This is a genomic window from Pseudomonas jinjuensis (genome assembly GCF_900103845.1).
Lineage (GTDB): Bacteria > Pseudomonadota > Gammaproteobacteria > Pseudomonadales > Pseudomonadaceae > Pseudomonas > Pseudomonas jinjuensis.
Window position 1 is genome coordinate 382,745 of the sequence record NZ_FNIJ01000001.1, and the last position, 26,816, is coordinate 409,560.

Sequence of the window (26,816 nt, forward strand, 5' to 3'; positions counted from 1 at the left end):
ACCTCGTGGGAGCTTCGGCCAATGGCAGGGGGGAGTGTGCGGCAGACCGCCGGGCCGTGGGTCGCGGCGGCTGCCGGCTGTCACAGGGGTGTCATACCGGAATTGGGGACATAAACCCGTCGATTCCCCAGTTTTTCAATGGCGGATTTCACAAGTATTTGAATTTTAACGCGTCAATTTAATGGCTTGGTGATTGCATGGTGATATCCCGCTACTTCGGGAGGGGAGGGATTCGCCATGCGATGCGACAAACCAACATTCACCGACAGGCTGCTGCCCGCTGGAGCGGCACCGGATTCATGGCCCTGGCCTGCCTGTTCGCCGCCGGCGAGGCGGAAGAAGCGCAGGCCGCCGCGGCCAGTTGCCAGCGCACGCTGGTCGCCAACGTGGTCGCGCTCGACCAGCCGCTGATGTTCAACCGCCTCGGTGCGCAGAACGCCAACGGCATGATGTTCGCCCTGCGCAGCGACGTGGTGGACGACCAGGGCGTGCCGCTCAGCCGCGGCGGCGCGGCGGTTCCCGGCAAGGTCAGCCTGCGCCCGGACAAGCGTCCGCGCCCGCTGGTGCTGCGCCTCGCCGCCGGCGAGTGCCTGCAGGTGAACCTGCACAACCTGCTGGCGTTCCAGGCCAACCCGAACAGCGATCACGACGAGTTCGAGGAAGAGGAAGGCGAGCTGGAGGAGGAAAACCAGGGCGAGAACTCCTTCAAGGTGGATGACCAGGTCACCGACCGGCATGTCGGCTTCCTGGCCAACGGCATGCAGGCGGTGAACTCCATCGAGGACATCTCCGCCAACGTCGGCCGCAACGGCAACTTCCTCGTCGCGCCCGGCAACAGCCGCAGCTACACCCTCTACGCCGAGCGCGAAGGCGCCTTCGCCGTCGGCAGCCAGGGAGCGACCTTCGGCGGCGAGGGCACCGCCGGCAACGTCGGCAACGGCCTGTTCGCTCAGGTGGTGGTGATGCCGAAGAAGGGCCGCGCCTACCGCAACACCCTCACCGAGGAAGAAATGCGCCTGGCCACCACCGGCCGCACGGCCGCCGGCCAGCCGGTGATCGACTACGAGGCGCGCTACCCGAACCGCGAGCCTTGGATCGCCGAAGGCAAGGCCGGGCTGCCGATCATCAACATGGTCAACGGCACGGAAATCGTCGCCAGCGACAGCGATGCCATCGTCATGGGCCCGGAAGCCGACGGCAGCTTCCCGTCGTCCACCTACCCGCTGGAGAGCAAGGGCAAGCGCAACCCGGCGCTGCCCAACCGGCTGGAACCCTTCCGCGACTTCGCCGTGATGTTCCATGACGAGAACGCGGTCACCCAGGCCTTTCCCGGCTACTGGGCCGACCCGGTGTTCGGCCACGTGCTGGAGGCCGGCCGCGACTCCTTCATGATCAACTACGGCGCCGGCGGCATCGGCGCGGAAATCCTCGCCAACCGCCTGGGCGTCGGGCCGATGCACGACTGCCTGTCCTGCGCCTACGAGGAATTCTTCCTCAGCGCGCACACGGTGGGGGATATCGCCCAACTGGTGGACGTGCCGGCCAACGTTGGCCTGGAAAACCTCACCCCCGGCCAGACGCCGCCGCCGGAAGCCACCGGCGTCAAGGCCAGCATGGTGCTGTACCCGGCCGAGCCGTCGAACGTGAACCACAGCTACCTGGGCGATTTCGTCAAGATCCACAACACCCACCAGGGCTACGAGCACCACATCTTCCACCTGCACAGCCACCAGTGGCTGTACAACCCCAACGACGACAACTCCGACTACATCGACTCCCAGGCCATCGGTCCGGGCGCCGCCTATCTCTACGAGATCGCCAACGGCGGTTCCGGCAACCGCAACCGCGTGTCCGGCGATGCCATCTACCACTGCCACTTCTATCCGCACTTCGCCCAGGGCATGTGGGCCATGTGGCGGGTGCACGACGTGTTCGAGGAAGGCACCAGGCTGGCGGTTTCCCAGGAGGGCGAGGACGGCTTCCACGACACCCCGTTCGCCCTGCGCAGCGGCCTGCCGGCGCCGGGCGCCCGCGCGCTGTCGGATGGCGAGATCATCGCCGGCACGCCGATTCCGGCCATCGTGCCGCTGCCGGGCAAGGCGCTGCCGCCGATGCCGGGCAAGGTGAGCGTGGTGCCGAAGCTCGGCGAGCGCATGGTGGCTGACGACGACGGCGGCGACGGCGAAACGGTAGTGGGCGCCATCGGCTCGCTGGCCCAGGTCGACCGCAGCCCGGAGAACTACAACGCCGACGGCAGCCTGAAGAACCCCGGCTACCCGTTCTGGATCGGCGGCATGGAAGCCACCGTCGGCCAGCGCGCGCCGACCCCGCCGCTGGACATGCTGACCCCGCAGAAGGCCCAGCAGTTGCGCGATTCCGGCAACCCGCTGTGGGTCAACCTCGACCCGAACCAGGTGGCCGGCTGGGATGGCGGCCTGCCGCGGCATGCGCTGGATGGCGTGGCCGCCGGCGGCGAGGCGGCAGTCACCACCACGCCGCTGGACTTCTCCAAGGAGCTGCTGCGCGCCCGCGCGGTGTTCTTCCCGGAAGAGGGCACCGATGTCGAACAGGCGGCCATGGCCTTCCACGCCAAGCTGGAACATCCCAGCTACAAGCTGCTGCCGGGGCAGCCGCCCATGCCGGCGGCGTTCCGCACCAACGGCGCTCCGCCGGTGGCCGGCGCGCCGTTCTACGAGCCGTGCATGGATGACCGCCAGAAGCGCCTGACCAGCGCCGCCGGCGCCGGCCTGTTCCACAGCGGCGAAGGCCTGGCCGCGGTGAGCTTCGCCGGTTCGTCGCAGTACACCGCCGACAATCCGCGCGTGTACAAGGTGGCGAACATCCAGTTCGACGCGGTGTTCAACAAGGTCGGCTACCACTATCCGCAGACCCGCACCATCGCCCTGTGGGAAGACGCCTGGCCGACCATCACCAAGCAGAAGGCGCCGGAGCCGCTGGTCATGCGCCTGAACACCTTCGACTGCGCGATGCTCCAGCAGACCAACCTGATCCCGTCCTATTACGAGATGGACGACTACCAGGTGCGCACCCCGACCGACGTGATCGGCCAGCACATCCACCTGCCGAAATGGGACCTGACCTCCGCCGACGGTTCGGCCAACGGCTGGAACTACGAGGACGGCGTGCTTTCCCCGGCCAGCGTGGTCGAGCGCATCCATGCGATCCGCGAGTTCAACCAGTGCGCGGATGGCGTCGAGTCCGCCACCTGCCCGAAAGCCAGGGAACACCCGTTCTTCGGCAACTATGGCCGGGCCGACTGGCTGGGTGCGCGCACCGCCATGCAGCGCTGGTTCGCCGACCCGGTGGTGAACACCCGTGGCGTCGACCGTGGCCTGGGCAACATCTTCACCCACGACCACTTCGGCCCGTCCACCCACCAGCAACTCGGCCTCTACGCCACGGTGCTGGCGGAACCGGCCGGCTCGACCTGGGCCCACTCGGAAACCGGCGAGCCGCTGTACACCCGGCATGACGGCGGGCCGACCTCGTGGCAGGCGACCATCACCGCTGGCGACCTGGACGGCGACGGCAGGAACGACAGCTTCCGCGAGTTCTTCCTGGAGTTCACCGACTTCCAGCACGCCTACGAGGCCGGCGTGTACGTCGGCGCCGGGCCGGGCGGCATCCCCGACCGCAACGCCTTCCCGGCGACCAGCGAGACCTTCCGCTATGCCCTCAACCCGCCGGTGCGCGACCAGCAGGGCACCCTGATCGATGGCGTGGTGGAACTGCAGGGCGGGCTGAAACCCGGCTGTCCGCAGCGTCCATGCCCGCAGGTCATCGATGTCGAATCGCCCGGCATCTTCACCGTCAACTTCCGCAACGAGCCGCTCGGCCTGCGCGTCTACGACCCGCTGAAGACCGGCCCGGACGGCAAGCCGGGGATGCAGGCCGACGGTTATGCCGGCGACCTCGCCTACGCCCTGCAGAGCCGCACCGACCGCAAGATCGACGTGCTGAACAAGCGGCCCAGCGAGATCGCTGCGGCGGTCGGCCCCACCGGCGGCACCACGCTGTTCCCGCCGCACATCAACCTGGGCGACGAGCCGGGCGATCCGTTCACCCCGATGCTGCGCGCCTACACCGGCGACAACGTGCGCCTGCGGGTGAATGCCGGTGGCTACGAGGAGGAACACAACCTCACCCTGCATGGCGTGAAGTGGCTGCACCAGGGTACCGGCTACGGCAACAGCTCCAACTCCGGCTGGCGTTCGGCGCAGATGGCCGGCATCTCCGAGCAGTTCGGCTTCATCGCCCCGGTGGCGATGCTGTCCAGCTCGGAGGGCGAGACCGCCGACTACCTGTACTCCATCGATGCCTCGCTGGAGGGCTACTGGAACGGCGTGTGGGGCGTGATGCGCAACTACGCCACGCCGCGTCCGGACCTGTCGCCGCTGGTGAACAACCCGCGTCCGCTGGTGGCGCGCAACACCACCGCGTTCGACGGCATCTGCCCGCGGTTCACGCCGAACCCCACCGGCATCGGCAGCCGGCCGACGGTGAAGCGCAACTTCGAGGTGGTGGCGGCGCTGGCCAACGACATCCTCGGCAACCCGCTGAACCTCACCATCGGCGACCCGCTGTACACCGGCCAGCACGTAGGCGGCCCGCTCAAGGCGGACGGCGGCACGCTGGTCTACAACCCGCGCCAGGTGAGCATCCCGCAGGTGACCGTGGTCGAGCCGGAGGAGGGCGAGGTGATCACCATCGGCGGTCATTCCGGCCCGCTGCATGACCCGACCGCGATCATGTACGTGCGCAAGGCGGACCTCGACCCGGCCACCGGCAAGCTCAAGCCGGGCGTGCCGATCGAGCCGCTGACCCTGCGGGTGAACGCCGGCGACTGCATCAGCATCACCCTGGAGAACCGCCTGCCGACAGTGATGCCGGACCTGCCGACCATGGCCGCGCTGCACCCGGTGGTGAAGCGCGACCGCTTCGGCCAGCACGGCGCCACCAGCTTCGGCAACAACCTGCTGCGTCCGTCCAGCCACGTCGGCCTGCATGCGCAGCTGCTGGCCTACGACGTGACCAAGTCGGACGGCGCCAACGTCGGCCGCAACAACGTGCAGACCGTGCCGCCGCGCGCCGGCAGCAGCGGCGCGTATCCGACCCGCAGCTACCAGTACTACGCGGGGCACCTGGAGCGCGAAGGCAAGCCGGCCACCCAGGCCGGGCGCAACGTCGACAACATCATCGCCACTCCGGTGGAGTTCGGCGCCCTCAACCTGACTCCGGCCGACGTCATCAAGCAGCCGCAGAAAGGCCTGGCCGGCACCATCGGCGTGATGCCGCAGGCATCCACCTGGACCGAGGACACCAGCTCGCGGGCCAGTGCCACGGTGAAACCGGCGGCGCCGGGCGTGCCGTACCGCGACTTCCTCACGGTCTGGCAGAAGGCGCTGAACATGCGCTGGGCCGACGGAACCCCGGTGCAGAACTCGGCGGCGGAAGGGCTGGGCATCGCCGCCGACCCGCAGGACAACTCCAACATGGCGATCAACTACCGGACCGAGCCGATGTGGTTCCGCTTCGGCCTGGCGCCGGACGCGCCGTTCGGCCGCGCCCAGGGCTTCGGCCTGGCGGACGTGCCCAACGCGCACATGGCCTACGCCAATGCGCTGGTGGGCGGCGATCCGGTGACGCCGATCCTGCGGGTGAAACCGGGGCAGCCGTTCCGCACCCATGTGCTGATGGCCACCGGCAGCAACCGTGGCACCACCTTCGCGCTCGCCGGCCACCTGTGGGCGTCCAACCCCTTCCAGGCGGAGAAATCGGATGTCGAGGGCTATCCGCAGTACCCGACCGGGGTCAGCTCGACGCGCTTCGGCCTCAACCCGATGGCGCTCTATATCGGCGCCCAGGAAAGCATCCTGCCGGCCACCCACCTCAGCCTGATGTTCCCCAGTGCCGGGGGCGCCAACGCGGTTCCGGGGGACTACCTGTTCCGCGACTACGCCGGTTTCGGCAACCTCTCGGGGCTGTGGGGCATCCTGCGGGTGAGCGACGAACCGGTGCAGTGAGGTGGCCGCGACGTAGGGCGGAGGACGTGTAGGAGCCAGCTTGCTGGCGATCCGTGGTTTCGACCGGCACCCCATCACCTGGGGAAACACCGGATCGCGAGCAAGCTCGCTCCTACAAAAGCACCACCATTCCTGGGCCGCGTGGGCGGCCATGGTGGATCGATGAAGCGTGATCCACTCTACGTTGCCACAGAAATCGAGTTTGCCGAGGTTCGCCGATAGTGGGTGGGGGAAACCGGGTGGTTTCCCCCTTATTTTTTGGTTTGAATCCGCAAGTCACTGAATCCGCAAGAAAAAATCTGATGGCATAGCGATTGCACCTGGCCTGTTGCAGGACTGTGAATGCACAGCTCAGGGGAGACACGTCATGCAAAGCCATCTATCGACTTTCAGGGACAGGGTCCTTGCCCGCTGGGGCGGCAAGGGACTGATGACCCTGGCGCTTCTGTTCGCAGGCGGTGAGGCGGAAGAAGCGCAAGCGGCAGCCAGCTGCGAACGCACCCTGGTCGCCAACGTGGTCGCGCTCGACCAGCCGCTCATGTTCAACCGCATGGGCGCGCAGAACATCAACGGCATGATGTACGCCCTGCGCAGCGACGTGGTGGACGACCAGGGCGTGCCCCTGAGCCGCGGCGGCGCGGCGGTTCCCGGCAGGGTCAGCCTGCGCCCGGACAAGCGTCCGCGCCCGCTGGTGCTGCGCCTGGCCGCCGGCGAGTGCCTGCAGGTGAACCTGCAGAACCTCCTGGCCCTGCAGGCCAACCCCAACGGCAGCCACCCCGAGGGCGGGCTGGAAGAGCACGAGCCGGAACTCCTGCCGCTGGAAGCCAACGACCAGGTCGCCAACCGCTACGTCGGCTTCCACGTCAACGGCATGCAGGCGGTGAATTCCATCGAGGATGTCGCCGGCAACGTCGGCCGCAACGGCAATTACATGGTTCTGCCGGGCAGCAGCCGCAGCTACACCCTCTACGCCGAGCGCGAAGGCGCCTTCGCCGTCGGCAACCCGGCCACCAGCTTCGGTGGCGAAGGCAGTGCCGGCAACGTCGGCAACGGCCTGTTCGCCCAGGTGGTGGTGCTGCCGAAGAAAGGCCGCGCCTACCGCAACACCCTGACCGAGGAAGAGATGCGCCTGGCCACCACCGGCCGCACCGCCACCGGCCAGCCGGTGATCGACTACGAGGCGCGCTACCCGAACAGCGAGCCGTGGATCAGCGAAGGCCGGGCCGGGCTGCCGATCATCAACATGGTCAACGGCAGCGAGATCGTCGCCAGCAACAGCGATGCCCTGGTCATGGGCCCGGAGGCCGACGGCAGCTTCCCGCCGTCCACCTACCCGCTGGAAAGCAAGGGCAAGCGCAACCCGGCGCTGCCCAACCGACTGGAAGCCTTCCGCGACTTCGCCGTGATGTTCCAGGACGAGGCCGTGGTCACCCAGGCGTTCCCGGGTTTCTACGCGGACCCGGTGTTCGGCCACGTGCTGGAGCCGACCCGCGATTCCTTCTTCATCAACTACGGCTCCAACGCCATCGGCGCCGAGCTGATCGGCAACCGCCTGGGCGTCGGGCCGATGCACGACTGCCTGTCCTGCGCCTACGAGGAGTTCTTCCTCAGCGCGCATACCGTGGGCGATGCCGGCATGCTGGTGGACGTCCCGGCCAACGTCGGCCTGGAAACCCTGCCGCCCGGCCAGGCGCCGCCGCCGGAAGCCATCGGCATCAAGGCGAGCATGGCGCTGTATCCGGCCGAGCCGTCCAACGTCAACCACAGCTACATCGGTGACTTCGTCAAGATCCACAACACCCACCAGGGCTACGAACACCACATCTTCCACCTGCATTCGCACCAGTGGCTGTTCAACCCCAACGACGACAACTCCGACTACATGGACGCCCAGGCCATCGGCCCGGGTGGCGCCTACACCTACGAGATCGCCAACGGCGGTTCCGGCAACCGCAACCGCGTATCCGGCGACTCCATCTACCACTGCCACTTCTATCCGCACTTCGCCCAGGGCATGTGGAACATGTGGCGGGTCCACGACGTCTTCGAGGAAGGCACCCAACTGGCGGTCTCCCAGGAAGGCGAGGACGGCTTCCACGACACCCCGTTCGCCCTGCGCAGCGGCCTGCCGGCGCCGGGCGCCCGCGCGCTGCCGGATGGCGAGATCATCGCCGGCACGCCGATTCCGGCCATCGTCCCGCTGCCGGGCAAGGCCATGCCGCCGATGCCGGGCAAGGTGAGCGTGGTGCCGAAGATCGGCGAACGGCTGGTGGCTGACGACGACGGCGAGGAAGGCGGCGACGACCATTCCAGCGTGATGGGCGCCATCGGCTCGCTGGCGAAGATCGACCGCAGCCCGGAGAACTACAACGCCGACGGCAGCCTGAAGAACCCGGGCTACCCGTTCTGGATCGGCGGCATGGAAAGCAGCGTCGGCCAGCGTCCGCCGACCCCGCCGCTGGACATGCTCGACCCGGACAAGGCCCGCGCCCTGCGCGATTCCGGCAACCCGCTGTGGGCCAACCTCGACCCCGAGCAGGTGGCCGGCTGGGACGGCGGCCTGTCGCGGCACGTGCTGGATGGCGTGGCCTCCGGCGGTGAAGCGGTGTTCGCCATGACCCACCTGGACTTCTCCAAGGAGATCACCCGCGCCAAGGCGATCTTCCTGCCGGAGGAGGGCACCGACGTCGAACAGGCCGCCATGGCCTACCACGCCAAGCCCGAGCACGCCAGCTACAAGCTGCTGCCGGGACAGCAGCCGCAGCCGGCGGCGTTCCGCACCAACGGCTCGGCGCCGGTGGCCGGTGCGCCGTTCTACGAGCCGTGCATGGATGACCGGCAGAAGCGCCTGACCCTGTCGGCCGGCGCCGGCCAGTTCTTCAGCGGCGAAAGCCTGGGCGCGATGAGCTTCAGCGGCGCCTCGCCGTTCAGCGCCGACCGCCCGCGCGTATACAAGGCCGCCAACATCCAGTTCGACGCGGTGTTCAACAAGGTCGGCTACCACTTCCCGCAGGCGCGCAGCGTCGCCCTGTGGGAGGACGCCTGGCCGATCATCACCAAGCAGAAGGCGCCGGAGCCGCTGGTCATGCGGATCAACACCTTCGACTGCGTGATGTACCAGCAGACCAACCTGATCCCGTCCTACTACGAGCTGGACGACTACCAGGTGCGCACCCCGACCGACGTGGTCGGCCAGCACATCCACCTGCCGAAGTGGGACGTGGTATCCGCCGACGGCGCCGCCAACGGCTGGAACTACGAGGATGGCGTGCTTTCCCCGGCCACCGTGGTCGAGCGCATCCATGCGATCCGCGAGTTCAACCAGTGCGCCGAAGGCGACGAGTCCGCCACCTGCCCGAAAGCCAGGCAGCACCCGTTCTTCGGCAACTACGGCCGCGGCGACTGGCTGGGTGCGCGCACCGCGATGCAGCGCTGGTTCGCCGACCCGGTGGTGAACGTCCGCGGCATCGACCGTGGCCTGGGCAACATCTTCACCCACGACCACTTCGGCCCGTCCACCCACCAGCAGCTCGGCCTCTACGCCACGGTGCTGGCGGAACCGGCCGGTTCCACCTGGGCCCACTCGGAAACCGGGGAACCGCTGTACACCCGGCATGACGGCGGGCCGACCTCGTGGCAGGCGATGATCACCACCGGCGACCTGGACGGCGACGGCAAGAACGACAGCTTCCGCGAGTTCTTCCTCGAGTACAGCGACTTCCAGCATGCCTTCGAGGCCGGCGTGTATGTCGGCGCGGGGCCGGACGGCATCCCCAACGGGGCGGCCTATCCGGTGACCACCGACACCTTCCGCTACACCATCAACCCGCCGGTGCGTGGCCAGCAGGGCACGCTGCTCGACGGCAACGTGGAGCTCAACACCAGCCGCCTGCCGTTCTGCCCGATCCGTCCCTGCCCGCAGGCGATCTCGGTGGACGACCCCGGCATGTTCACCGTCAACTACCGCAACGAGCCGCTCGCCCTGCGCATCTACGATCCGCTCAAGGTCGGCCCGGACGGCAAGGCGGGCATGCAGGCCGACGGCGATGCCGGCGACCTCGCCTTCGCCCTGCAGAGCCGCACCGACCGCAGGATCGAGGCGCTCAACAAGCGGCCCAGCGAGGTGACCTACGCGGTCGGCCCCACCGGCGGCACCACCACCTTCCCGCCGCACATCAACCAGGGCGACGAGCCGGGCGATCCCTTCACCCCGATGCTGCGCGCCTACACCGGCGACAACGTGCGCCTGCGCGTCAACGCCGGCGGCTACGAGGAGGAGCACAACGTCACCCTGCACGGCGTGAAGTGGCTGCACCAGGGCACCGGCTACGGCAGCAGTTCCAACTCGGGCTGGCGTTCGGCGCAGATGGTCGGTATATCCGAGCAGATGGGCTTCATCGCCCCGGTGGCGATGATGTCCAGCTCGGACGGCGACACCGCCGACTACCTGTACTCCATGGACGCCTCGCTGGAGGGCTACTGGAACGGCATCTGGGGCGTGATGCGCAACTACTCGACCCCGCGCACCGACCTGGCGGCGCTGCCGAACAACCCGCGGCCGCTGGTGGCGCGCAACACCACCGCGTTCGACGGCATCTGCCCGCGGGTCACGCCGAACCCCACCGGCATCGGCAGCCGGCCGACGGTGAAGCGCAACTTCGAGGTGGTGGCGGCGCTGGTCAACGACATCCTGCCCAACCCGCTGGGCCTGACCATCGGCGATCCGGCCCGTCCGACCGAGCACGTCGGCGGCCCGCTCAACCCGAACGGCGGCACCCTGGTGTACAACCCGCGTCCGGTGAGCATCCCGCAGGTGACCATCGTCGAGCCGGAGGAGGGCGAGGTGATCACCATCGGCGGGCAGTCCGGTCCGTTGCATGACCCGACCGCGATCATGTACGTGCGCAAGGCCGATCTCGACCCGGCCACCGGCAAGCTCAAGCCGGGGGTACCGATCGAGCCGCTGACCCTGCGGGTGAACGCCGGCGACTGCATCAACGTCACCCTGGAGAACCGCCTGCCGACAGTGATGCCGGACCTGCCGACGCTCGCCACCATGCATGGCGTGGTCAAGCGCAACCGCTTCGACTCGCATGGCGCGACCACCTTCGGCAACAACCTGATGCGTCCTTCCAGCCACGTCGGCCTGCATGCGCAGCTGCTGGCCTACGACGTGACCAAGTCGGACGGCGTCAACGTCGGCCGCAACTGGGTGCAGACCGTGCCGCCGCGCGCCGGCAGCAGCGGCGCCTGGCCGACCCGCAGCTACCAGTACTACGCGGGTCACCTGGAGCGCGAAGGCAAGCCGGTCACCCAGTCCGGGCGCAACGTCGACAACATCATCGCCACTCCGGTGGAGTTCGGTGCCCTCAACCTGTCGCCGGCCGACGTCATCAAGCAGCCGCAGAAAGGCCTGGCCGGCGCCATGGGCGTGATGCCGCTGGCATCCACCTGGACCGAGGACACCAATTCGCGGGCCAACGCCACGGTGAAACCGGTGGCGCCGGGCGTGCCGTACCGCGACTTCACCATGGTCTGGCAGAAGGCGCTGAACATGCGCTGGGCCAACGGCGCGCCGGTGGAGAACATCGCCGCGGAGGGCGCGGGTCTGGCCACCGACCCGCAGGACAACACCAACATGGCGATCAACTACCGGACCGAACCGCTGTGGTACCGCTTCGGCGTCGCTCCGGACTCGCCGTTCCCGAGCGCCCAGGGCTTCGGCCTGGCGGACATCGTCGACGCGCACATGGCGCACAGCAACGCCCTGGTGGGCGGCGATCCGCTCACCCCGGTGCTGAAGGTCAAGCCTGGCCAGCCGTTCCGCATGCACATCCTGATGGGCATCGGTGGCAGCCGCGGCACCACCTTCCAGCTCGGCGGCCACGTCTGGGCGTTCAACCCCTACCAGTCGGAGAAGACCGATGGCGAGGGCTACGCGATGTATCCGACCGGGGTCAGCTCGACCCGCTTCGGCTACAACCCGCTGTCCAAGTACATCGGTGCCCAGGACAGCGTCCTGCCGGCGTCCCACCTCAGCCTGATGTTCCCCAGCGCGGGTGGCGTCAACGCGGTGCCGGGCGACTACCTGTTCCGCGACTATGCTGGATTCGGGAATCTCTCCGGACTGTGGGGCATCCTGCGGGTGAGCGACGAACCCGACCCGGCGCAGGTGCCGGTGCGGTGAGGAAGTAGGGCGGATGACGCCGCAGGCGTCATCCGCCATTCCCGGCTGCGATTCTTTCGGCGGATAACGCTGGCGCGTTATTCGCCCTACGGGAGTCCTGATCAAGTGGGGAAAACCTGGGTCAATTCCCCAATCCTGTTTTCGCTCCCCAGAGCAACTCACTGAATTTCCTGGAAAAATGTCGATGGCATAACGCTTGCACCAGACACTCTGGCAGAGGTGCGGAAGGCTGCGATGGCGGTCTTCCGGCTGTCACGAAGCGCCCGCGCGGGGTGGGCGATCATGGAGGGACACAGAAGTGAATGCCGTACTCAAGGGATTTTGCGTTCTGTTTGCTCTGCTTCTTTGCCTGATCATCGGAGGTATGGCCAGCCAGGTGAAACCCCGGCCGGTCGAGCAGAAGAAGGCCGCACCGCCGGATACCACGTCCATCGCGGCCTCCGGCGCGCAGCGCCTGGTGCGCGACGGCGTGACGGTGGAGTTCGAGGCGAAGCCGCTCAACGCCGGCGAGCAGCTCACCGAAGGCGCCTTCGCCGACCTGCGCTTCCGCATCACCGACAGCAACTCCGGCCAGCCGCTGTCCGGCATCGTCCCCGGCGCCTGGCTCGACCAGGCCAAGTCGGGCCTGTCGAAGGAGCAGAGCGACCAGGAATGCCGCGCGCGCACCGGCCTCTACCTGAAGAGCAGCATCGGCATCCGCCCGCTGCTCGACCTCAACAGCTACTACCTGATGGTGCTGAACAAGGACAACAGCCTGACGGTGATCGACCCCACCGTGCTGGTCGGCGGCACCACCAGCACCCTGACCAGCATCCGCCTGAAGGGCACGCCGATGGACTGGGTCGGCACCGCCGACAGCAAGCGGGTGTTCGTCAGCATGCCGGAATCCGGCGAGATCGCCGTGGTGGATACCGAGAAGTTCCAGGTGGTCGGCAACATCCCCGCCGGCAGCAACCCGGTGCGCGTGGTCCTGCAGCCGGACGAGCGCTACCTGTGGGTCGGCAACAACGCCAGGGATGACAAGAGCGGGGTGACGGTGATCGACACCCGCTCCCTGAAGACCGTGGCGCACCTGCCGAGCGGTGCCGGCCACCACGAGATCGCCTTCAGCGGCGACTCGCGCCTGGCCTTCGTCAGCAACCGCGACAGCGGCACCCTGAGCGTCTACGAGGTCACCACGCAGAAGCTGCTGAAGACCATCGAGACCGGCGCGCACCCGCTGTCGGTGGCCTATTCGCCGCTGTCCCAGGCGGTCTACGTGGCCGACGGCAAGGACGGCAGCATCGTCGTGATCGACGCGCAGAGCCTGGAGCTGCGCAAGGTGATCAGGAGCAGGCAGGGCCTGGGGCCGATGCGCTTCAGCCGCGACGGCCGCTTCGCCATCGTGCTGAACACCCTGGAGAACCGCGCCGAGGTGATCGACGCCGCCAGCGACGAGATCATCCATGATCTGGAAGTCGCCGCCGAGCCCTACCAGCTGGTGTTCACCCGCGCCTATGCCTTCATCCGCGGGCTGGCCACGCAGAAGGTGACCATGCTCAACCTGTCCTCCCTGGGCAAGGGCAAGAAGCCGATCCTGCAGGCCTTCGATGCCGGCCCGGCGGCGCCGCGGGCGGCCGGCAACCTGCCGCTGGCGGACGGCCTGACGGTGGGCCGCGACGACCAGTCGGTGTTCGTGGTCAACCCGGTGGACAACACCACCTACTACTACGCCGAGGGCATGAACGCGCCGATGACCGGCTACCTCAACCGCGGCAACGCCCCGCGCGGCGCGCGGATCGTCGACCACAGCCTGCGCGAGGAACAGCCGGGGGTGTACAGCGCGCGGATCAAGCTGCCGGCCGCCGGCCGCTTCGACGTCGCCTTCATCCTCAACCAGCCGCAGATCGTCCACTGCTTCGCCACCGAGGTGGCGGTCGACCCGGCGATGGAGCAGCGGCTGGTGGCGCCGCGCATCAAGTTCCTCATCGACAAGCCGGTGGTGAAGGCCGGCAGCGAAGTGCCGGTGCGCTTCCAGATCGTCCAGGGTCGGGGGGATATCCCCAGAACCGGGGTAACCGACCTGCGCCTGCGCTACTTCCTCGCCCCCTCGTCGCGGCCGCTGGAAGTGCCGGCGAAGGAGGCCGGGGACGGCGTCTACGAGGCCGTGGTGAAGCTGGACGAGGCGGGGGCCTACTACTTGCATGTCCGTTCCCAGTCACTCGGGCTGGGGCCGAAGGAACAGACCTTCTCCAGCCTGCGAGTGGTTCCGGAGCAGTCGGTAGCCACCGGACTGGTCCGCTGAAGACGACGAACGAGTCAAGGAGAAGGCGATGAACAGGTTCCCCGCGGGTATCGCACTGACATTCCTCGGCCTGCTGGCATTCAGCGCCAACGGCCATGCCCATTCGACCGGCGAACATGGAGAGCACGCCGGCCACTCCGGGCACATGATGGAGGAGGTGAAACACCAGGAAGCCAGCGAGGTCAGCTTCGCCAACGTGCCGCTGCTCGACCAGCGGGGCAGGGAGATCCACCTGAAGCAGGACCTGGTGGAAAACCGCATCGTCGTCATGGGCTTCGTCTACACCAGCTGCACGACCATCTGCCCGCTGGTGTCGTCGATCATGAGCAAGGTGCAGGCCGAGCTGGGCGACCGCGTCGGCACGGAAGTGCAGCTGGTGTCGATCAGCGTCGACCCGCAGCGCGACACGCCCTCGCGGCTGGAGGCCTACGCCCGGCGCTACAAGGCGGGGCCGGGCTGGAGCTGGGTGACCGGCACCCAGCCGAACATCGAGGAAACTCTCAGGGCCCTCGGCGCCTGGTCGGCCGACTACGAGAGCCACCCGCCGCTGATCATGGTCGGCGACGGCAACAGCCAGCACTGGACGCGCTTCTACGGCTTCACCGATCCCTCGGTGCTGGTCGCCAAGGTCAGGGAGCTCGAGACCCTGCGCGGCTTCAAGGCCGCCGGCGTGACCGACGTCAGCGGAGGGGCGCAATGATGAGCCGTTCCCCGCTGCAGGCCCTCGCCTTCGGCCTCTGCCTGCTCGCCGGCAGCGCCACCGCCCACGAAGGACACGCCGGGCACGGCGCCGAGGGCAAGGACAAGGCCGTCAAGGCCGCACCCGCCATCCCGCCGGGCCAGCCCGGCGCGGCGACCCGCGACGCCGCCACCTATTTCACCGACAGCCTGCTGCAGGACCAGGACGGCCGCGAGCTGCGCTTCTACAGCGACGTGCTGAAGGACCGCGTGGTGCTGCTCAACGTGGTGTTCACCAGCTGCGGCGACGCCTGCCCGCTGATCACCCGCAAGCTCAAGGAGGTGCGCACGGCGATGGGCGAGGACCTGGCCAGGCGGGTGTACTTCGTCTCGCTGAGCGTCGATCCGACCAACGACACGCCGGAGAAGCTCAAGGAGTTCGCCCGCAAGAATGGCGCGGATGATCCGAACTGGCTGTTCCTTACCGGCGACAAGATGTCCATGGACCTGGTGCTGTCGCGCCTCGGCCAGCTGGTGCCGACCCCCGAGCAGCATTCCACGCTGATCGTGGTCGGCGACGTGGCCAACAAGCGCTGGAGCAAGGTGCGCCCGGACTCGCCGCCGGCGGCCATCGCCCAGCGCCTGCAGTTCCTCGCCGAGCCCGTGGCGGGGCGCTGACCATGCTGCGCCCGGTAGCGCTGTTGCTCGGCGCCTGGCTGGCCGTGTCCGGTCCGCTGGCGGCGCTGGAGCTGACGCCGGAGGAGGCGGCCGGCAAGCGGGTGTTCCAGCAGGGCATTTCCGCCAGCGGCGACGAGATCAGCGCACGGGTCGGCCTCGGCAGCGGCATGCTGCTGCCGGCCAGCGCGGTGCCCTGCGCCAGTTGCCACGGCAACGACGGCCGCGGCCGTCCGGAAGGCGGCATCCGCCCGCCGGACATCACCTGGCAGCGCCTGACCACTCCCTACGGCCAGACCCTGGCCAACGGCCGCAGCTATCCGGCCTACGACGCGGCGGCGTTCGGCCGCGCCATCGGCGAGGGCGTCGACCCGGCGGGCAATCCGCTCGACCCGGCGATGCCGCGTTTCGTCCTGTCCATGCGCGACCAGGCCAACCTGATCGCCTATCTCAAGCGCCTGCAGGACGAGCGCGACCCCGGCATCGAGCAGGGCGTGCTGCGCATCGGCACCCTGCTGCCGTCCAGCGGCCCGCTGGCGGGCGTGGCGGAGACGGTGGCGGGAGTGCTCAACGGCGGCATCGAGTCGATCAACGAAGCCGGCGGCATCCACGGCCGGCGCCTGGAGCTGGTGGTCGCCGACCCCGGCGCCGACCGCCTGGGCGCCGAGGCCGCGCTGCGCCGGCTGCTCGACGAGGAACAGGTGTTCGCCCTCGTCGCGCCGCTGGCGCCGGCCCTGGGCGACGGCCTGGGCGCGCTGCTGGAGCCGCGCAAGGTGCCGCTGCTGGGCGTGCAGTCGCTGTTCGGCGCCAGCGAGGACAGCCCGATGGTCTTCGAGCCGCTGCCCGGCGTGCGCGAGCAGATCCTGGTGCTGGGCAACTACGCCTCCTCCGAACTGTCGCGCTACGGCAGCGACGCGCTGGTGGCCTACCCGCTGGACGACAGCCAGGAAAGCCTCGCCCGCAACCTCGCCGAACGCCTGCGCGGGCAGGGCTGGAGTTCGGTGCGCCTGCAGGGCTACCGCAGCGGCGGGCCGGGCGCCGAGCTGGCGCAGGAGCCGGTCGAGTCGGTGTTTTTCCTCGGCAGCGCGGCGGACTTCAGCGGGCTCGCCGAATCCTTCCGCGAGGCGGGGCAGACGCCGTACCTGTTCGCCGCCTCGACCCAGGTCGCCGGCGCCCTGGCGCGGCTGCCGGAGCGCTTCAACGGCCACCTGCTGCTGGCCTATCCCTTCGTCCCCGGCGACTGGACGCCGGCCGGCACCCAGGCGTTGCAGGCAATTCGCCAGCGCAGCGGGCTGGATGGCCGCTACGCTGTAATGCAGGTGGCCAGCTATTGCTCGCTGATGCTGCTGAGCGAGGGGCTCAAGCGTGCCGGCCGCGATCTCAGCCGGGAGAAGCTGGTGCAGGCCCTGGAAGGCCTGCAGGGTTTCGCTACCGGGCTGACCCCGCCGCTGGGCTTCGGCCCCGGGCAGCGGGTCGGCATGGACGGCGCCCATGTGGTGGAAGTGGACATCGTGGAACAGCGTTTCCGTCCGGTGGGGCCGTTGATCCGGCTGGATACGCCGCTGTAGGAGTGGAGCAGGGATGATGACGTACGCGAATCTTCTTGCGGCGCTGCTGCTGGGCAGTGCCGCCCTGGCCCAGGCCGACGACGGCCAGGCGGTGGCACGGGTGAACGGCGCGGAGATCGGCGAGTTCCGCCTGGAGCGCTATTTCAACGACTACCTGGAAGCCCAGGGGCGCAGCATCGGCGCCATCCGCAACCCCAACCTGTACAAGCGCCTGCGCCGCGCCGCCCTCGACGAGCTGATCGACAAGGAACTGCTCTGGCAGGAGGCCCGGCGCCGCGGCCTGGTGGCCGACGAGGCGGCGGTGCAGCAGCAGTTCCAGGCGACCCGCGCGGCCTTCCGCGACGAGCAGCGCTTCGCCGAGCGGCTGGCCGAGGATGGCTTCGACGAAGCGAGCTACACGGAGTACCTGCGCCGCGAGCAGGTGTCGCAGCGGATGCTCGCCGAGCTGAGCCAGCCGAAGCCGCCCAGCGACGAAGAGGTGCGGCGCTTCTTCGAGGAGAACCGCGCGCGCCTGGAGCGGCCGGAGCAGGTCCATGCCCGCCACATCCTGCTGAAGATCGAGCCGGGCCAGGATGCGGCGGAAGTCGAGCAGCGCATCCTCGCCCTGCGCGGGGAAATCCTCGCCGGCGCCGACTTCGCCGAAGAGGCGCGCAAGCATTCCCGGGATTCCAGCGCGGCCAGCGGCGGCGACCTCGGCTTCTTCGCCCGCGGCAGCATGCAGCCGCCGTTCGAGGAAGCCGCCTTCGCCCTGCAGCCGGGTGAAACCAGCATGCCGGTGCGCACCGTGTACGGCTGGCACCTGATCCGCCTGGAGGGCCGCCAGCCGGCCGAGCCGATCGAGGAGAGCCAGGGCCTGGCGATCGTGCGCGACTACCTTGCCGAACAGAACCGCAGCCGCGCCAGCGAGGAGGCGCTGCAGCGCCTGCGGGATGCCAGCAGGATCGAGCTGGCCAGGGGGCAGTAGCAATTGGGGATATTCCCCCGCTTCCGGGGAAAAGCGTTTCGGGTGGGTCAAAGTTCCCCTCGGAAGTGGGGAAAGCCGGAGGGGCTGGCGCCGCGAGATGGGCGCAATCCCGCGTAACAAGGCCGCGAGCGGAAGATTCCATACTTGGTACAGGGAGTGCATCGGTCAGGACGAGGCTGGTGCTCCCTGGCCGGGAAGCGGGATCTACCCAGATACAGGAGTCCACCTTGAGGAACAAAATTCTGGTAGTCGAGGATGAACAGATCCTTGCTCAGAACCTGGGGGCGTACCTCGAGGCACAGAGCATGGAGGTTCAGATCGCCTTCGATGGCGGGAGTGCCATCCGCGTGGCAAGAAGCTTCGCGGCGGCGGTGGTGGTGCTCGATTACCGTTTGCCCGACATGGAAGGGTTCGAAGTACTCGCCGCCATCCGCAAGGAGCGGGACTGCCGCTTCGTGCTGATGACAGGTCATCCGACCAGCGAGGTGTGTGAACGGGCAGCGCAGTTGGGAATCGGCCACATCCTGTTCAAACCCTTTCCCCTGGTTGAACTGGCTGGGGTCATCAACAGGCTGCTGGGCAGGCGGAGCGACACCGGGCCAGAGGAAGGAGCAGTACGAGCCGAGGAGTTCGTCGAGCGGCGCAAGGCAACAGCGGAAAGTTTCCCCTTGCGCCTCTACGACGGCAGCTGGGTACTCACGGATCGCCGGCGTTCGGAGCCGGAATCCGAGGGTGATGAGGGCGATCGGCGGCCGAACGGGGAAAAGGGTCACAACTACAATAAATGAAGTACCCGGTGCGCTGGGCATGGTTGTGGCGTCGGGTAAGACCCCAGGGATAGTGGAGAATCTTCCATGGACAGAATTTCCCTCGTGGTAGGGCGGCTTCCGGTCGCCGCGGCACCAACGGAACTGGAATCGCGACTGCCCGCTGCCATGCTGCGGAGCGCGCGTGAACGCGCCGAGAGTCAGGGCGAACGCACGCTGGAGGCGCTGGAGGCGATCTCCGGCATGGAACCCCCGGCCTTCGTCCGCAGCCTTGGCGCAACCCTTCACTATCCGGTGCTGGACTGCGAGACGCTGTTCTCCTGCACCCCGGTGTTCGAGCGCGTCACCCTGGCCCAGGCGCTGAAGCGCGAATTCGTCATGCTGCGCATCGGCCAGGAAACGGTCGGGGTGTTCGCCGATCCCTTCGACGACGCCCGCCTGGCCTGGATCGACCAGTGTCTGCGCGGCGCGCCGCTGTACCTGGCGCATTCCGCCGACCTCAAGGCCTACCTGGCCCGTCACGAGGAAAGCTTCCACGCGGTGGAGGCGCTGAACGCCGGCGCGGCCGGCGCGGTGGAGGCCGACCACCTGGAAACCCTGTCGCTGACCAGCATCAGCGAGGACTCCAGCGTGGTGGTCAAGCTGGTCAACTCGACCCTCTACGACGCGCTGAAGATGCACGCCAGCGACATCCACCTGGGCACCACCGGCAGCGGCCTGGTGATCAAGTACCGCATCGACGGCGTGCTCAACAGCATCAGCAAGGTCCAGGGCAGCGACCTGGCCGAGCAGGTGATCTCGCGGGTCAAGGTGATGGCCGAGCTGGACATCAGCGAGAAGCGGGTGCCGCAGGACGGCCGCTTCAAGATCGGCATCAACGGCCGGCAGATCGACTTCCGCGTGTCGATCATGCCGAGCATCTTCGGCGAGGACGCGGTGCTGCGCGTGCTCGACAAGCAGGACCTGGCCGACCGCGTGCACGGCGTGCGCCTGGAGGCCCTCGGCTTCGAGGAGAAGAGCCTGCGCGCGCTGCGCCGGCTGGCCGCGGAGCCCTACGGCATGGTGCTGGTCACCGGCCCCACCGGCAGCGGCAAGACCACCACGCTGTACGCGATGATCACCGAGATCAACCACGGCGTGGACAAGATCATCACCATCGAGGACCCGGTGGAGTACCAGCTCCCCGGCGTGCTGCAGATCCCGGTCAACGAGAAGAAGGGCCTGACCTTCGCCCGCGGCCTGCGTTCGATCCTGCGCCACGACCCGGACAAGATCATGGTCGGCGAGATCCGCGACCCGGAAACCGCGCAGATCGCCGTGCAGTCGGCCCTTACCGGCCATCTGGTATTCACTACCATTCATGCCAACAACGTGTTCGACGTGATCGGCCGTTTCAGCCAGATGGAAGTCGATCCGTACAGCTTCGTTTCCGCCCTGAATGCCGTACTGGCACAGCGCCTCATCCGCCTGGTCTGCCCGACCTGCTCGACGCCGGTGCAGCCGAGCGAGGAGGAACTGCGCGCGTCCGGACTGGAACCCGACGCGGTTCACGACTATCACTTCGTACACGGCGCCGGTTGCGGACGCTGCAGGGGGAGTGGCTATCGCGGGCGCACCGCGATCGCCGAACTGCTACAGCTTGATGATGAAATCCGCCAGATGATCATCGAACGCCAGCCCATATCGCGGATCAAGGAAGTCGCCTGCCGCCGCGGTTTGAAGCTGCTGCGCGGCTCCGCCCTGGAGCTGGTGCGCGATGGACGTACCACCTTGGAGGAAATCAACCGTGTCACTTTTGTCTCCTGACCGATATGTGGCAGTTCTTGGGGGTTCCGCGGTTGGTTTGTCCCGTCAGCGTGGCAAGACCCGCGAATGGCTCGGCAGCGTCAGCTTCATCGGCGAGCGCTTTCCGGCCTGGCCGCTGGCGATCGATACCCTCGAATGCATGCTCCGCGAACACGTGCGCGGGCGCGCCGAACTCTGCGTGGCGCTGTCCAGCCACTACTGCCGGTTCTGCCTGGTGCCGTGGAGCGAGCAGATAGTCGCGCCGGCGGAACTGCAGGAATACGCGCGCTTCTGCTTCGACGAGGTCTACGGCCCGCCGGAAGAGCAGTGGACGCTGTGCATCTCGCCGGAAGCGGCGGGGCAGCCGCGCCTGGCCGCGGCCCTGCCGGAGGCGCTGCTGGAAGCGCTGCGTGGCCTGGCCGGCAAGCTCGGCGTGCGCCTGGAAGGCGTGCAGCCGTACCTGATGGCGGCCTTCAACCGCTTTGCCAGGAGCCTGCCGCAGAAGGACTACCTTTTCGTCGTCGCCGAACCTTCGCGCAGCACCTTGCTGCTCGCCGGCGACAACCGCTGGGGGGCGGTGCGCTCGCTGGGTGTCGCGGACACCGACGAGGCACTGGATGAACTGATCGCGCGCGAATGCGAGCTGCGTGGCGGCGACGATGCCGCCGAGCCGCTGAACGTGTTCCTGCATGCCCCTGGCCGTTTCGACGACACCCCGCAGCTGGCGGGCGTGGAGGTGCTCACGCTGCAGCTTCCGCACGCTGGTGTGCGGGATGTGCTGTACAGCATGGCAATGGCGGTGAACTGAGATGCGCCCGCTCGATCTGGACTTCCAGCCGCGCCGCCGCAGCGGTCCGCTGGGCTGGTGCCTGCTGGCCGCCGCGCTGGTGCTCGGCACCGGGGTGCTGGGCGCACAGCACTGGGTCGAGGGACAGACCCGCGAACGCCTGGCGCAGGCGCAGCACGCCGAAGGCCAGCTGGGCGTGGGGCAGGGCACGCAGAGCAGGCTGTCCGCCGCCGAACTCCGCGAGCAGCAGGTCAACCTGGCGGAAATGCGGCGCATCTCCGCCCAGCTGCGGCGCCCCTGGGAACGCCTGTTCATCACCCTGGAAACCCTGCCGCGCAAGGATGTCGCGCTGCTCTCCCTGACTCCCGACGCGCGCAAGGGCCAGCTGCGGATCACCGCCGAGGCGCGCGACCTGGAAGCCATGCTGGCATTCCACCGCCAGTTGGAAGAGAGCGGGGTGCTGGTCGACGTATCGCTGCTGAACCACGAAGTCGTGCAGAAGACCCCCGAGCACCCGGTTCTCTTCAACCTGCTGGCCACCTGGGAGGTGGGCGATGCGAATCCCTAGGCTGATCCTCCTCGAACAGTTGCAGCGCCTGGGCTGGCCGGGACTGGCCGGGATCGGCGTGGGCGTCCTCGCCCTGGGCTACGCCGCCTTCGGCCTGCTGCCGGCCTGGCAGGCGCTGCAGGCGGCCGAGCAGCGCAGCCGCGAGGCCGGCGAGTACCTGCAGCAGGTGGAGAGCGGCAGCGTGGAGGCGCCGGTGGTGCCCGGCAAGCAGCTCGACGAGTTCCGCAGCAGACTGCCGACCCAGCTCGACGCCACCACCGCCATCGACCGCATCTACGCCCTGGCCGGCCAGGAGCGGATCACCCTGGCGCGCGGCGAATACTCCCTCGGCATCGATCCGAAGACCCGCCTGGCGCGCTACCAGATCCTCCTGCCGGTACGCGGCAGCTACCCGCAGCTGCGCCGCTTCATGCACGCGCTGGTCAACGAGCTGCCGGCGGTGGTGCTGGAGGACGTGGATCTGCAACGCAAGCGGATTGCCGACACCGAGCTGACCGGACGCATCCGCATGACCCTTTATCTGTCGAGGTCATGATGGACGCCCGTCGCGGAACCTTCTGGCTGGTGTTTCTCGGGGCCGCCGCCGCGCTCGCCCTGATTCCCGAATACTTCTTCCCCGAGGAGGAGGCCGCGCCGGCCGTGCAGGTCGCCCCGCGCAAGCCGGCCACATTGCCGCTGCCGGAGCAGGCCGCGCAAACCGCCGCCGTGCCCCGGGCCGGCGCTGCGTCAGGCGCCGCGCCGCGCGCCGCCGGCAACCCGATGCAGGCCGACCTGTTCCCGGCGCAGAGCTGGCGCAAGGCGCCGCCGCCACCCAGCCCCGCCGAGATGGCCGCCCGGGTGCCGCCGCCACCCCCGCCGCCGCCGATGGCCCCGCCGCTGCCGTTCCAGTTCATCGGCCGGATGTCCGACGACCGCCAGGCCCGGGTGTTCCTGCAGAGCGGCGACCGGGTCTACACCGTCCACCCCGGCGACGTGATCGACGACACCTACCGCGTCGACCGCATCACCGCCACCGAACTGACCTTCACCTATCTGCCGTTGCATCAATCCCAGTCACTGGCTGTAGGGAGTGCGCCATGATTCCGTTCAACCGTTTCCGCCAGGCGAATTCCGCTGTGCTGGCGCTGGCCATCGGCACGATGCTGCTGGCCGGCTGCGCCACCAACCAGCAGCGGGAGCAGGGACTCGCGCTGATCGAGGCGAGGAAGTACGAGGAGGGCCTGACCCATCTGGCCAGGGCGGTGGAAGACGACCCGCGCAACGCCGAGCTGAAGGTGGCGCTGACCACCGCGCGCGCACGGGCCGTCGAGGAACTGCTGGGCGGCGCCGACCTCGACCGCAGCCAGCGCGACTTCGCCTCGGCGCAGATCGGCTACGAACGGGTGCTGGGCATCGAGCCGAACAACGTCCGCGCGCGCAACGCCATGCGCGAACTGAAGCGCATCGGCAGCCTGGGCGAGATGGTCCGCCAGGGCCAGACCGACCTGCGCCGCGGCGACCTCACCGGCGCCGAACGCGAGGTGCGCGCGGTGCTCTCCCTCGACCCCGGCCACCAGGGCGCCCTCGACCTGCAGCAGAACATCGAGCTGATCCGCTCGCGCACCAGCACGCCCTATCCGCAGTTGCGCTCGCGGCTGGAGCGGCCGGTGAACCTGGAATTCCGCGACGCCAACCTGAAGGTGATCTTCGAGGTGCTGGCGCAGGCCTCGGGCCTGAACTTCATCTTCGACAAGGACCTGCGCCCGGACCTCAAGGCCACCATCTTCGTGCGCCAGGTGCGCATCGAGGACGCGATAGCGCTGCTGCTGCAGCAGAACCAGCTGCGGCAGAAGGTGGTGAACGACAACACCGTGCTGATCTACCCGGATTCGCCGCAGAAGCAGAAGGACTACCAGGAACTGGTGATGCGCACCTTCTACCTGACCAACATGGATGCCAACACCGCGCTGAACCTGATCAAGACCATGCTCAAGACCCGCGACGTGTTCGTCGACGAGCGCCTCAACACCCTGACCATGCGCGACACCCCGGACGCCGTGCGGCTGGCGGAGAAGCTGTTCTACTCCCAGGACCAGTCCAACCCGGAAGTGGTGCTGGAGGTCGAGGTGATGGAAGTGAACAGCCAGCGCATCCGCGACCTCGGCCTGCAGTGGCCGAACACCTTCGGCCTGGTCGACGACGGCGGCAACGCGGTGGACTTCCTCAACGAACTGCGCGGCATCACCTCGAACCGGATCACCATCAACCCGTCGCCGCAGCTGCGCATCAACGACCAGGACAACGACGTGAACACCCTGGCCAGCCCGGTGATCCGCGTCAGCAACCGCGAGCAGGCGCGCATCCACATCGGCCAGCGGGTGCCGATCGTCAGCGCCACCTCGGTGCCCTCGACCCAGGGCCCGGTGATCACCGAGAGCATCACCTATCTCGACGTCGGCCTGAAGCTGGAAGTGCAGCCGGTGGTGCACCTGAACAACGAGGTGGCGATCAAGGTCGCGCTGGAGGTGAGCAATGCCACGCCGCTGGCGCCGACCCAGCAGGGCACCATCCCGGTCCAGGTGGATACGCGCAACGCGGTGACCACCCTGCGCCTGCACGACGGCGAGACGCAGATCCTCGCCGGCCTGATGCGCAACGACAAGCAGTACGCCTCCAACAAGGTCCCCGGGCTGGGCGACATCCCCGGCCTGGGCCGGCTGTTCGGCAGCAACAAGGACACCTACACCAAGGCCGAGCTGGTGCTGTCGATCACCCCGCGGATCATCCGCAACCTGCCGTACCAGAGCCCGTCGGACATGGAGTTCGACACCGGCACCGAAAGCGCCATGCAGGTCCGCCCGGTGGACATGTCGCTGGGCGATGCCGACGTGCTGCCGGCGGACCAGCCGCAACCGGCGCAGGTCGCCCCGGCCCTGCCGCAGCCCGCCCAGGCGCTGCCGGCTCCCGCCGCTCCGGCGCCGCTGGCCGCGCAGCCGGCGACGGTGCAGTCGACGAGCATGCCGGCGATGGCGGTGCTGCCGCAGCCGGCGTCGCCGCCGAAGGTCACGGTCTCGGTGGGGCCCTGAGCCATGCGCGGCGCCCGGGGCTTCACGCTGATCGAGGTGGTGATCACCCTGGTCATCCTCGGGCTGCTCGCGAGCATCGCCGCGCCGCTCGCCGAAACCGTGATCCGGCGTGGCAAGGAGCAGGAGCTGCGGGATGCGCTGTACCAGATCCGCGACGCGCTGGACGCCTACAAGCGCGAGGCCGACGCCGGGCACATCGAGAAGTCGGTGGACAGCAGCGGCTACCCGCCGAGCCTGGACGTGCTGGTGGACGGCGTGCGCGACGTGCGCAGCCCGAAGGGGGCGAAGATCTATTTCCTCCGCCGGCTGCCCCGCGATCCCTTCTCCGACCCGAAGGATTCGCCGAGGGAGAGCTGGGGCCTGCGTTCCTACGACAGTTCGGCGGACGAGCCGCGCGAGGGGCAGGACGTCTTCGATGTCTATTCCAGGGCGCCCGGCAAGGGGCTGAACGGCGTTCCCTATCGGGAGTGGTGAAGTCATGCGCAAGGCAAAGGGTTTCACGCTGATCGAACTGCTGGTGGTCATGGCGATCATCGCCACCCTGATGGCCATCGCCGTGCCGCGCTATTTCAACAGCCTCGAGACTTCCAAGGAGACCGCGCTGCGCCAGAGCCTGTCGGTGATGCGCGAGGCGCTGGATCACTACTACGGCGACAAGGGGACGTACCCGGAAAGCCTCGACGAGCTGGTCACCGACCGCTACCTGCGCAGCCTGCCGGTGGACCCGATCACCGAGCGCAACGACCTGTGGCTGGTGGTGCCGCCGCCCGACGGCGTTCCGGGCGGCGTCGCCGACGTGCACAGCGGCGCCACCGGGAGCGCCAGGGATGGCAGCCAGTATGCGGACTGGTAGCGGCGCGGCGGCCGGCCAGCGGGGTTTCACCTATTTCGGTGTGCTGTTCATCGTGGTGGTGATGGGGCTGATGCTCGCCTCGGTGGGGGAAATCTGGGGAACCACCGGCAAGCGCGAAAGGGAACGCCAGCTGCTGTGGGTCGGCACGCAGTATGCAAGTGCATTGCGTAGCTACTACGGCAGTTCGCCGGGACTGGCGCAGTACCCGACGCGGCTGGAGGACCTGCTGGAAGACAAGCGTTTTCCGTCGCCGAAGCGGCACCTGCGCAGGCTCTATCCGGACCCCATCACCGGCAGTACCGAGTGGGGCATGGTGCTGACCATCGATGGGCGCATCTCCGGGGTGTACAGCAAGTCGCTGGAGCAGCCGCTGAAGGTGAAGGGATTTCCGTCGCGCTGGGAGAAGTTCGAAGGCATGGAGAGTTATTCGGATTGGCAGTTCGTCGCCGAGAAGGACCTGGCGGACAGCACGCAGTCGGTCAATCCGGCGGCCGGGCAGTCCCTGCCGGGTATTCCGGGGCAGTCGCAGCCGGGGATTCCCGGGCAGTCGCCAATGCAGTCCAGTCCGCTCGGGCCGCAGCAGTAGAGGAG

At 68.3% G+C, this 26,816-nt stretch carries 17 protein-coding genes; all 17 read left to right on the forward strand.

The window, feature by feature from the left end; translation table 11 throughout:
- Window positions 1–299: 299 nt before the first annotated feature.
- Window positions 300–6,044: a manganese-oxidizing multicopper oxidase MnxG gene (gene mnxG, locus BLR75_RS01755; protein ID WP_084310300.1), complete on the forward strand. Its 5,745-nt coding sequence runs from the start codon at window positions 300–302 to the stop codon at window positions 6,042–6,044.
- A gap of 430 nt (window positions 6,045–6,474) precedes the next feature.
- Window positions 6,475–12,231: a manganese-oxidizing multicopper oxidase MnxG gene (gene mnxG / locus BLR75_RS01760; RefSeq protein WP_084310299.1), complete on the forward strand. Its 5,757-nt coding sequence runs from the start codon at window positions 6,475–6,477 to the stop codon at window positions 12,229–12,231.
- Window positions 12,232–12,595: 364 nt separating this feature from the next.
- Complete coding sequence (locus BLR75_RS01765; RefSeq protein WP_084310298.1) at window positions 12,596–14,515, forward strand: YncE family protein; 1,920 nt, start codon at window positions 12,596–12,598, stop codon at window positions 14,513–14,515.
- 28 nt (window positions 14,516–14,543) lie between these two features.
- Window positions 14,544–15,215, forward strand: coding sequence for an SCO family protein (locus tag BLR75_RS01770; RefSeq protein ID WP_084310297.1), 672 nt, complete (start codon window positions 14,544–14,546; stop codon window positions 15,213–15,215).
- Window positions 15,215–15,871: an SCO family protein gene (locus BLR75_RS01775; RefSeq protein ID WP_084310497.1), complete on the forward strand. Its 657-nt coding sequence runs from the start codon at window positions 15,215–15,217 to the stop codon at window positions 15,869–15,871. Before BLR75_RS01770 ends, BLR75_RS01775 begins: the two co-directional genes overlap by 1 nt.
- A gap of 2 nt (window positions 15,872–15,873) precedes the next feature.
- Complete coding sequence (locus BLR75_RS01780; RefSeq protein WP_174688558.1) at window positions 15,874–17,436, forward strand: cytochrome c/ABC transporter substrate-binding protein; 1,563 nt, start codon at window positions 15,874–15,876, stop codon at window positions 17,434–17,436.
- A 16-nt stretch (window positions 17,437–17,452) separates the two neighbouring features.
- The gene (locus tag BLR75_RS01785) at window positions 17,453–18,400 is read left to right on the forward strand and encodes a peptidylprolyl isomerase (RefSeq protein ID WP_139206986.1); all 948 of its coding nucleotides are present in this window, start codon (window positions 17,453–17,455) and stop codon (window positions 18,398–18,400) included.
- A 227-nt stretch (window positions 18,401–18,627) separates the two neighbouring features.
- Complete coding sequence (locus tag BLR75_RS01790; RefSeq protein ID WP_084310294.1) at window positions 18,628–19,188, forward strand: response regulator; 561 nt, start codon at window positions 18,628–18,630, stop codon at window positions 19,186–19,188.
- 66 nt (window positions 19,189–19,254) lie between these two features.
- Window positions 19,255–20,973 (forward strand): GspE/PulE family protein, encoded by a 1,719-nt coding sequence (locus BLR75_RS01795; RefSeq protein ID WP_084310293.1) that lies wholly within the window; start codon window positions 19,255–19,257, stop codon window positions 20,971–20,973.
- Window positions 20,954–21,760: a hypothetical protein gene (locus tag BLR75_RS01800; RefSeq protein WP_084310291.1), complete on the forward strand. Its 807-nt coding sequence runs from the start codon at window positions 20,954–20,956 to the stop codon at window positions 21,758–21,760. Before BLR75_RS01795 ends, BLR75_RS01800 begins: the two co-directional genes overlap by 20 nt.
- Window position 21,761: 1 nt before the next feature.
- A complete protein-coding gene (locus tag BLR75_RS01805; protein WP_084310290.1) occupies window positions 21,762–22,307 on the forward strand; it encodes a pilus assembly protein in 546 nt (181 codons plus the stop codon).
- A complete protein-coding gene (locus BLR75_RS01810; RefSeq protein ID WP_084310288.1) occupies window positions 22,294–22,842 on the forward strand; it encodes a GspMb/PilO family protein in 549 nt (182 codons plus the stop codon). Before BLR75_RS01805 ends, BLR75_RS01810 begins: the two co-directional genes overlap by 14 nt.
- The gene (locus tag BLR75_RS01815) at window positions 22,839–23,387 is read left to right on the forward strand and encodes a secretion system X translation initiation factor (protein ID WP_245726086.1); all 549 of its coding nucleotides are present in this window, start codon (window positions 22,839–22,841) and stop codon (window positions 23,385–23,387) included. The genes BLR75_RS01810 and BLR75_RS01815 overlap by 4 nt, the downstream gene beginning before the upstream one ends.
- The gene (locus tag BLR75_RS01820) at window positions 23,384–25,372 is read left to right on the forward strand and encodes a secretin N-terminal domain-containing protein (RefSeq protein WP_084310285.1); all 1,989 of its coding nucleotides are present in this window, start codon (window positions 23,384–23,386) and stop codon (window positions 25,370–25,372) included. The genes BLR75_RS01815 and BLR75_RS01820 overlap by 4 nt, the downstream gene beginning before the upstream one ends.
- Window positions 25,373–25,375: 3 nt before the next feature.
- Window positions 25,376–25,846: a type II secretion system protein gene (locus BLR75_RS01825; protein ID WP_084310283.1), complete on the forward strand. Its 471-nt coding sequence runs from the start codon at window positions 25,376–25,378 to the stop codon at window positions 25,844–25,846.
- A 4-nt stretch (window positions 25,847–25,850) separates the two neighbouring features.
- Window positions 25,851–26,225 carry a type II secretion system protein gene (locus BLR75_RS01830; protein ID WP_084310282.1) on the forward strand — a complete coding sequence of 125 codons (375 nt, stop codon included), beginning with the start codon at window positions 25,851–25,853 and terminating at the stop codon, window positions 26,223–26,225.
- Window positions 26,200–26,811 (forward strand): type II secretion system protein, encoded by a 612-nt coding sequence (locus tag BLR75_RS01835; RefSeq protein ID WP_084310280.1) that lies wholly within the window; start codon window positions 26,200–26,202, stop codon window positions 26,809–26,811. The genes BLR75_RS01830 and BLR75_RS01835 overlap by 26 nt, the downstream gene beginning before the upstream one ends.
- The last annotated feature ends 5 nt before the right edge of the window (window positions 26,812–26,816 follow it).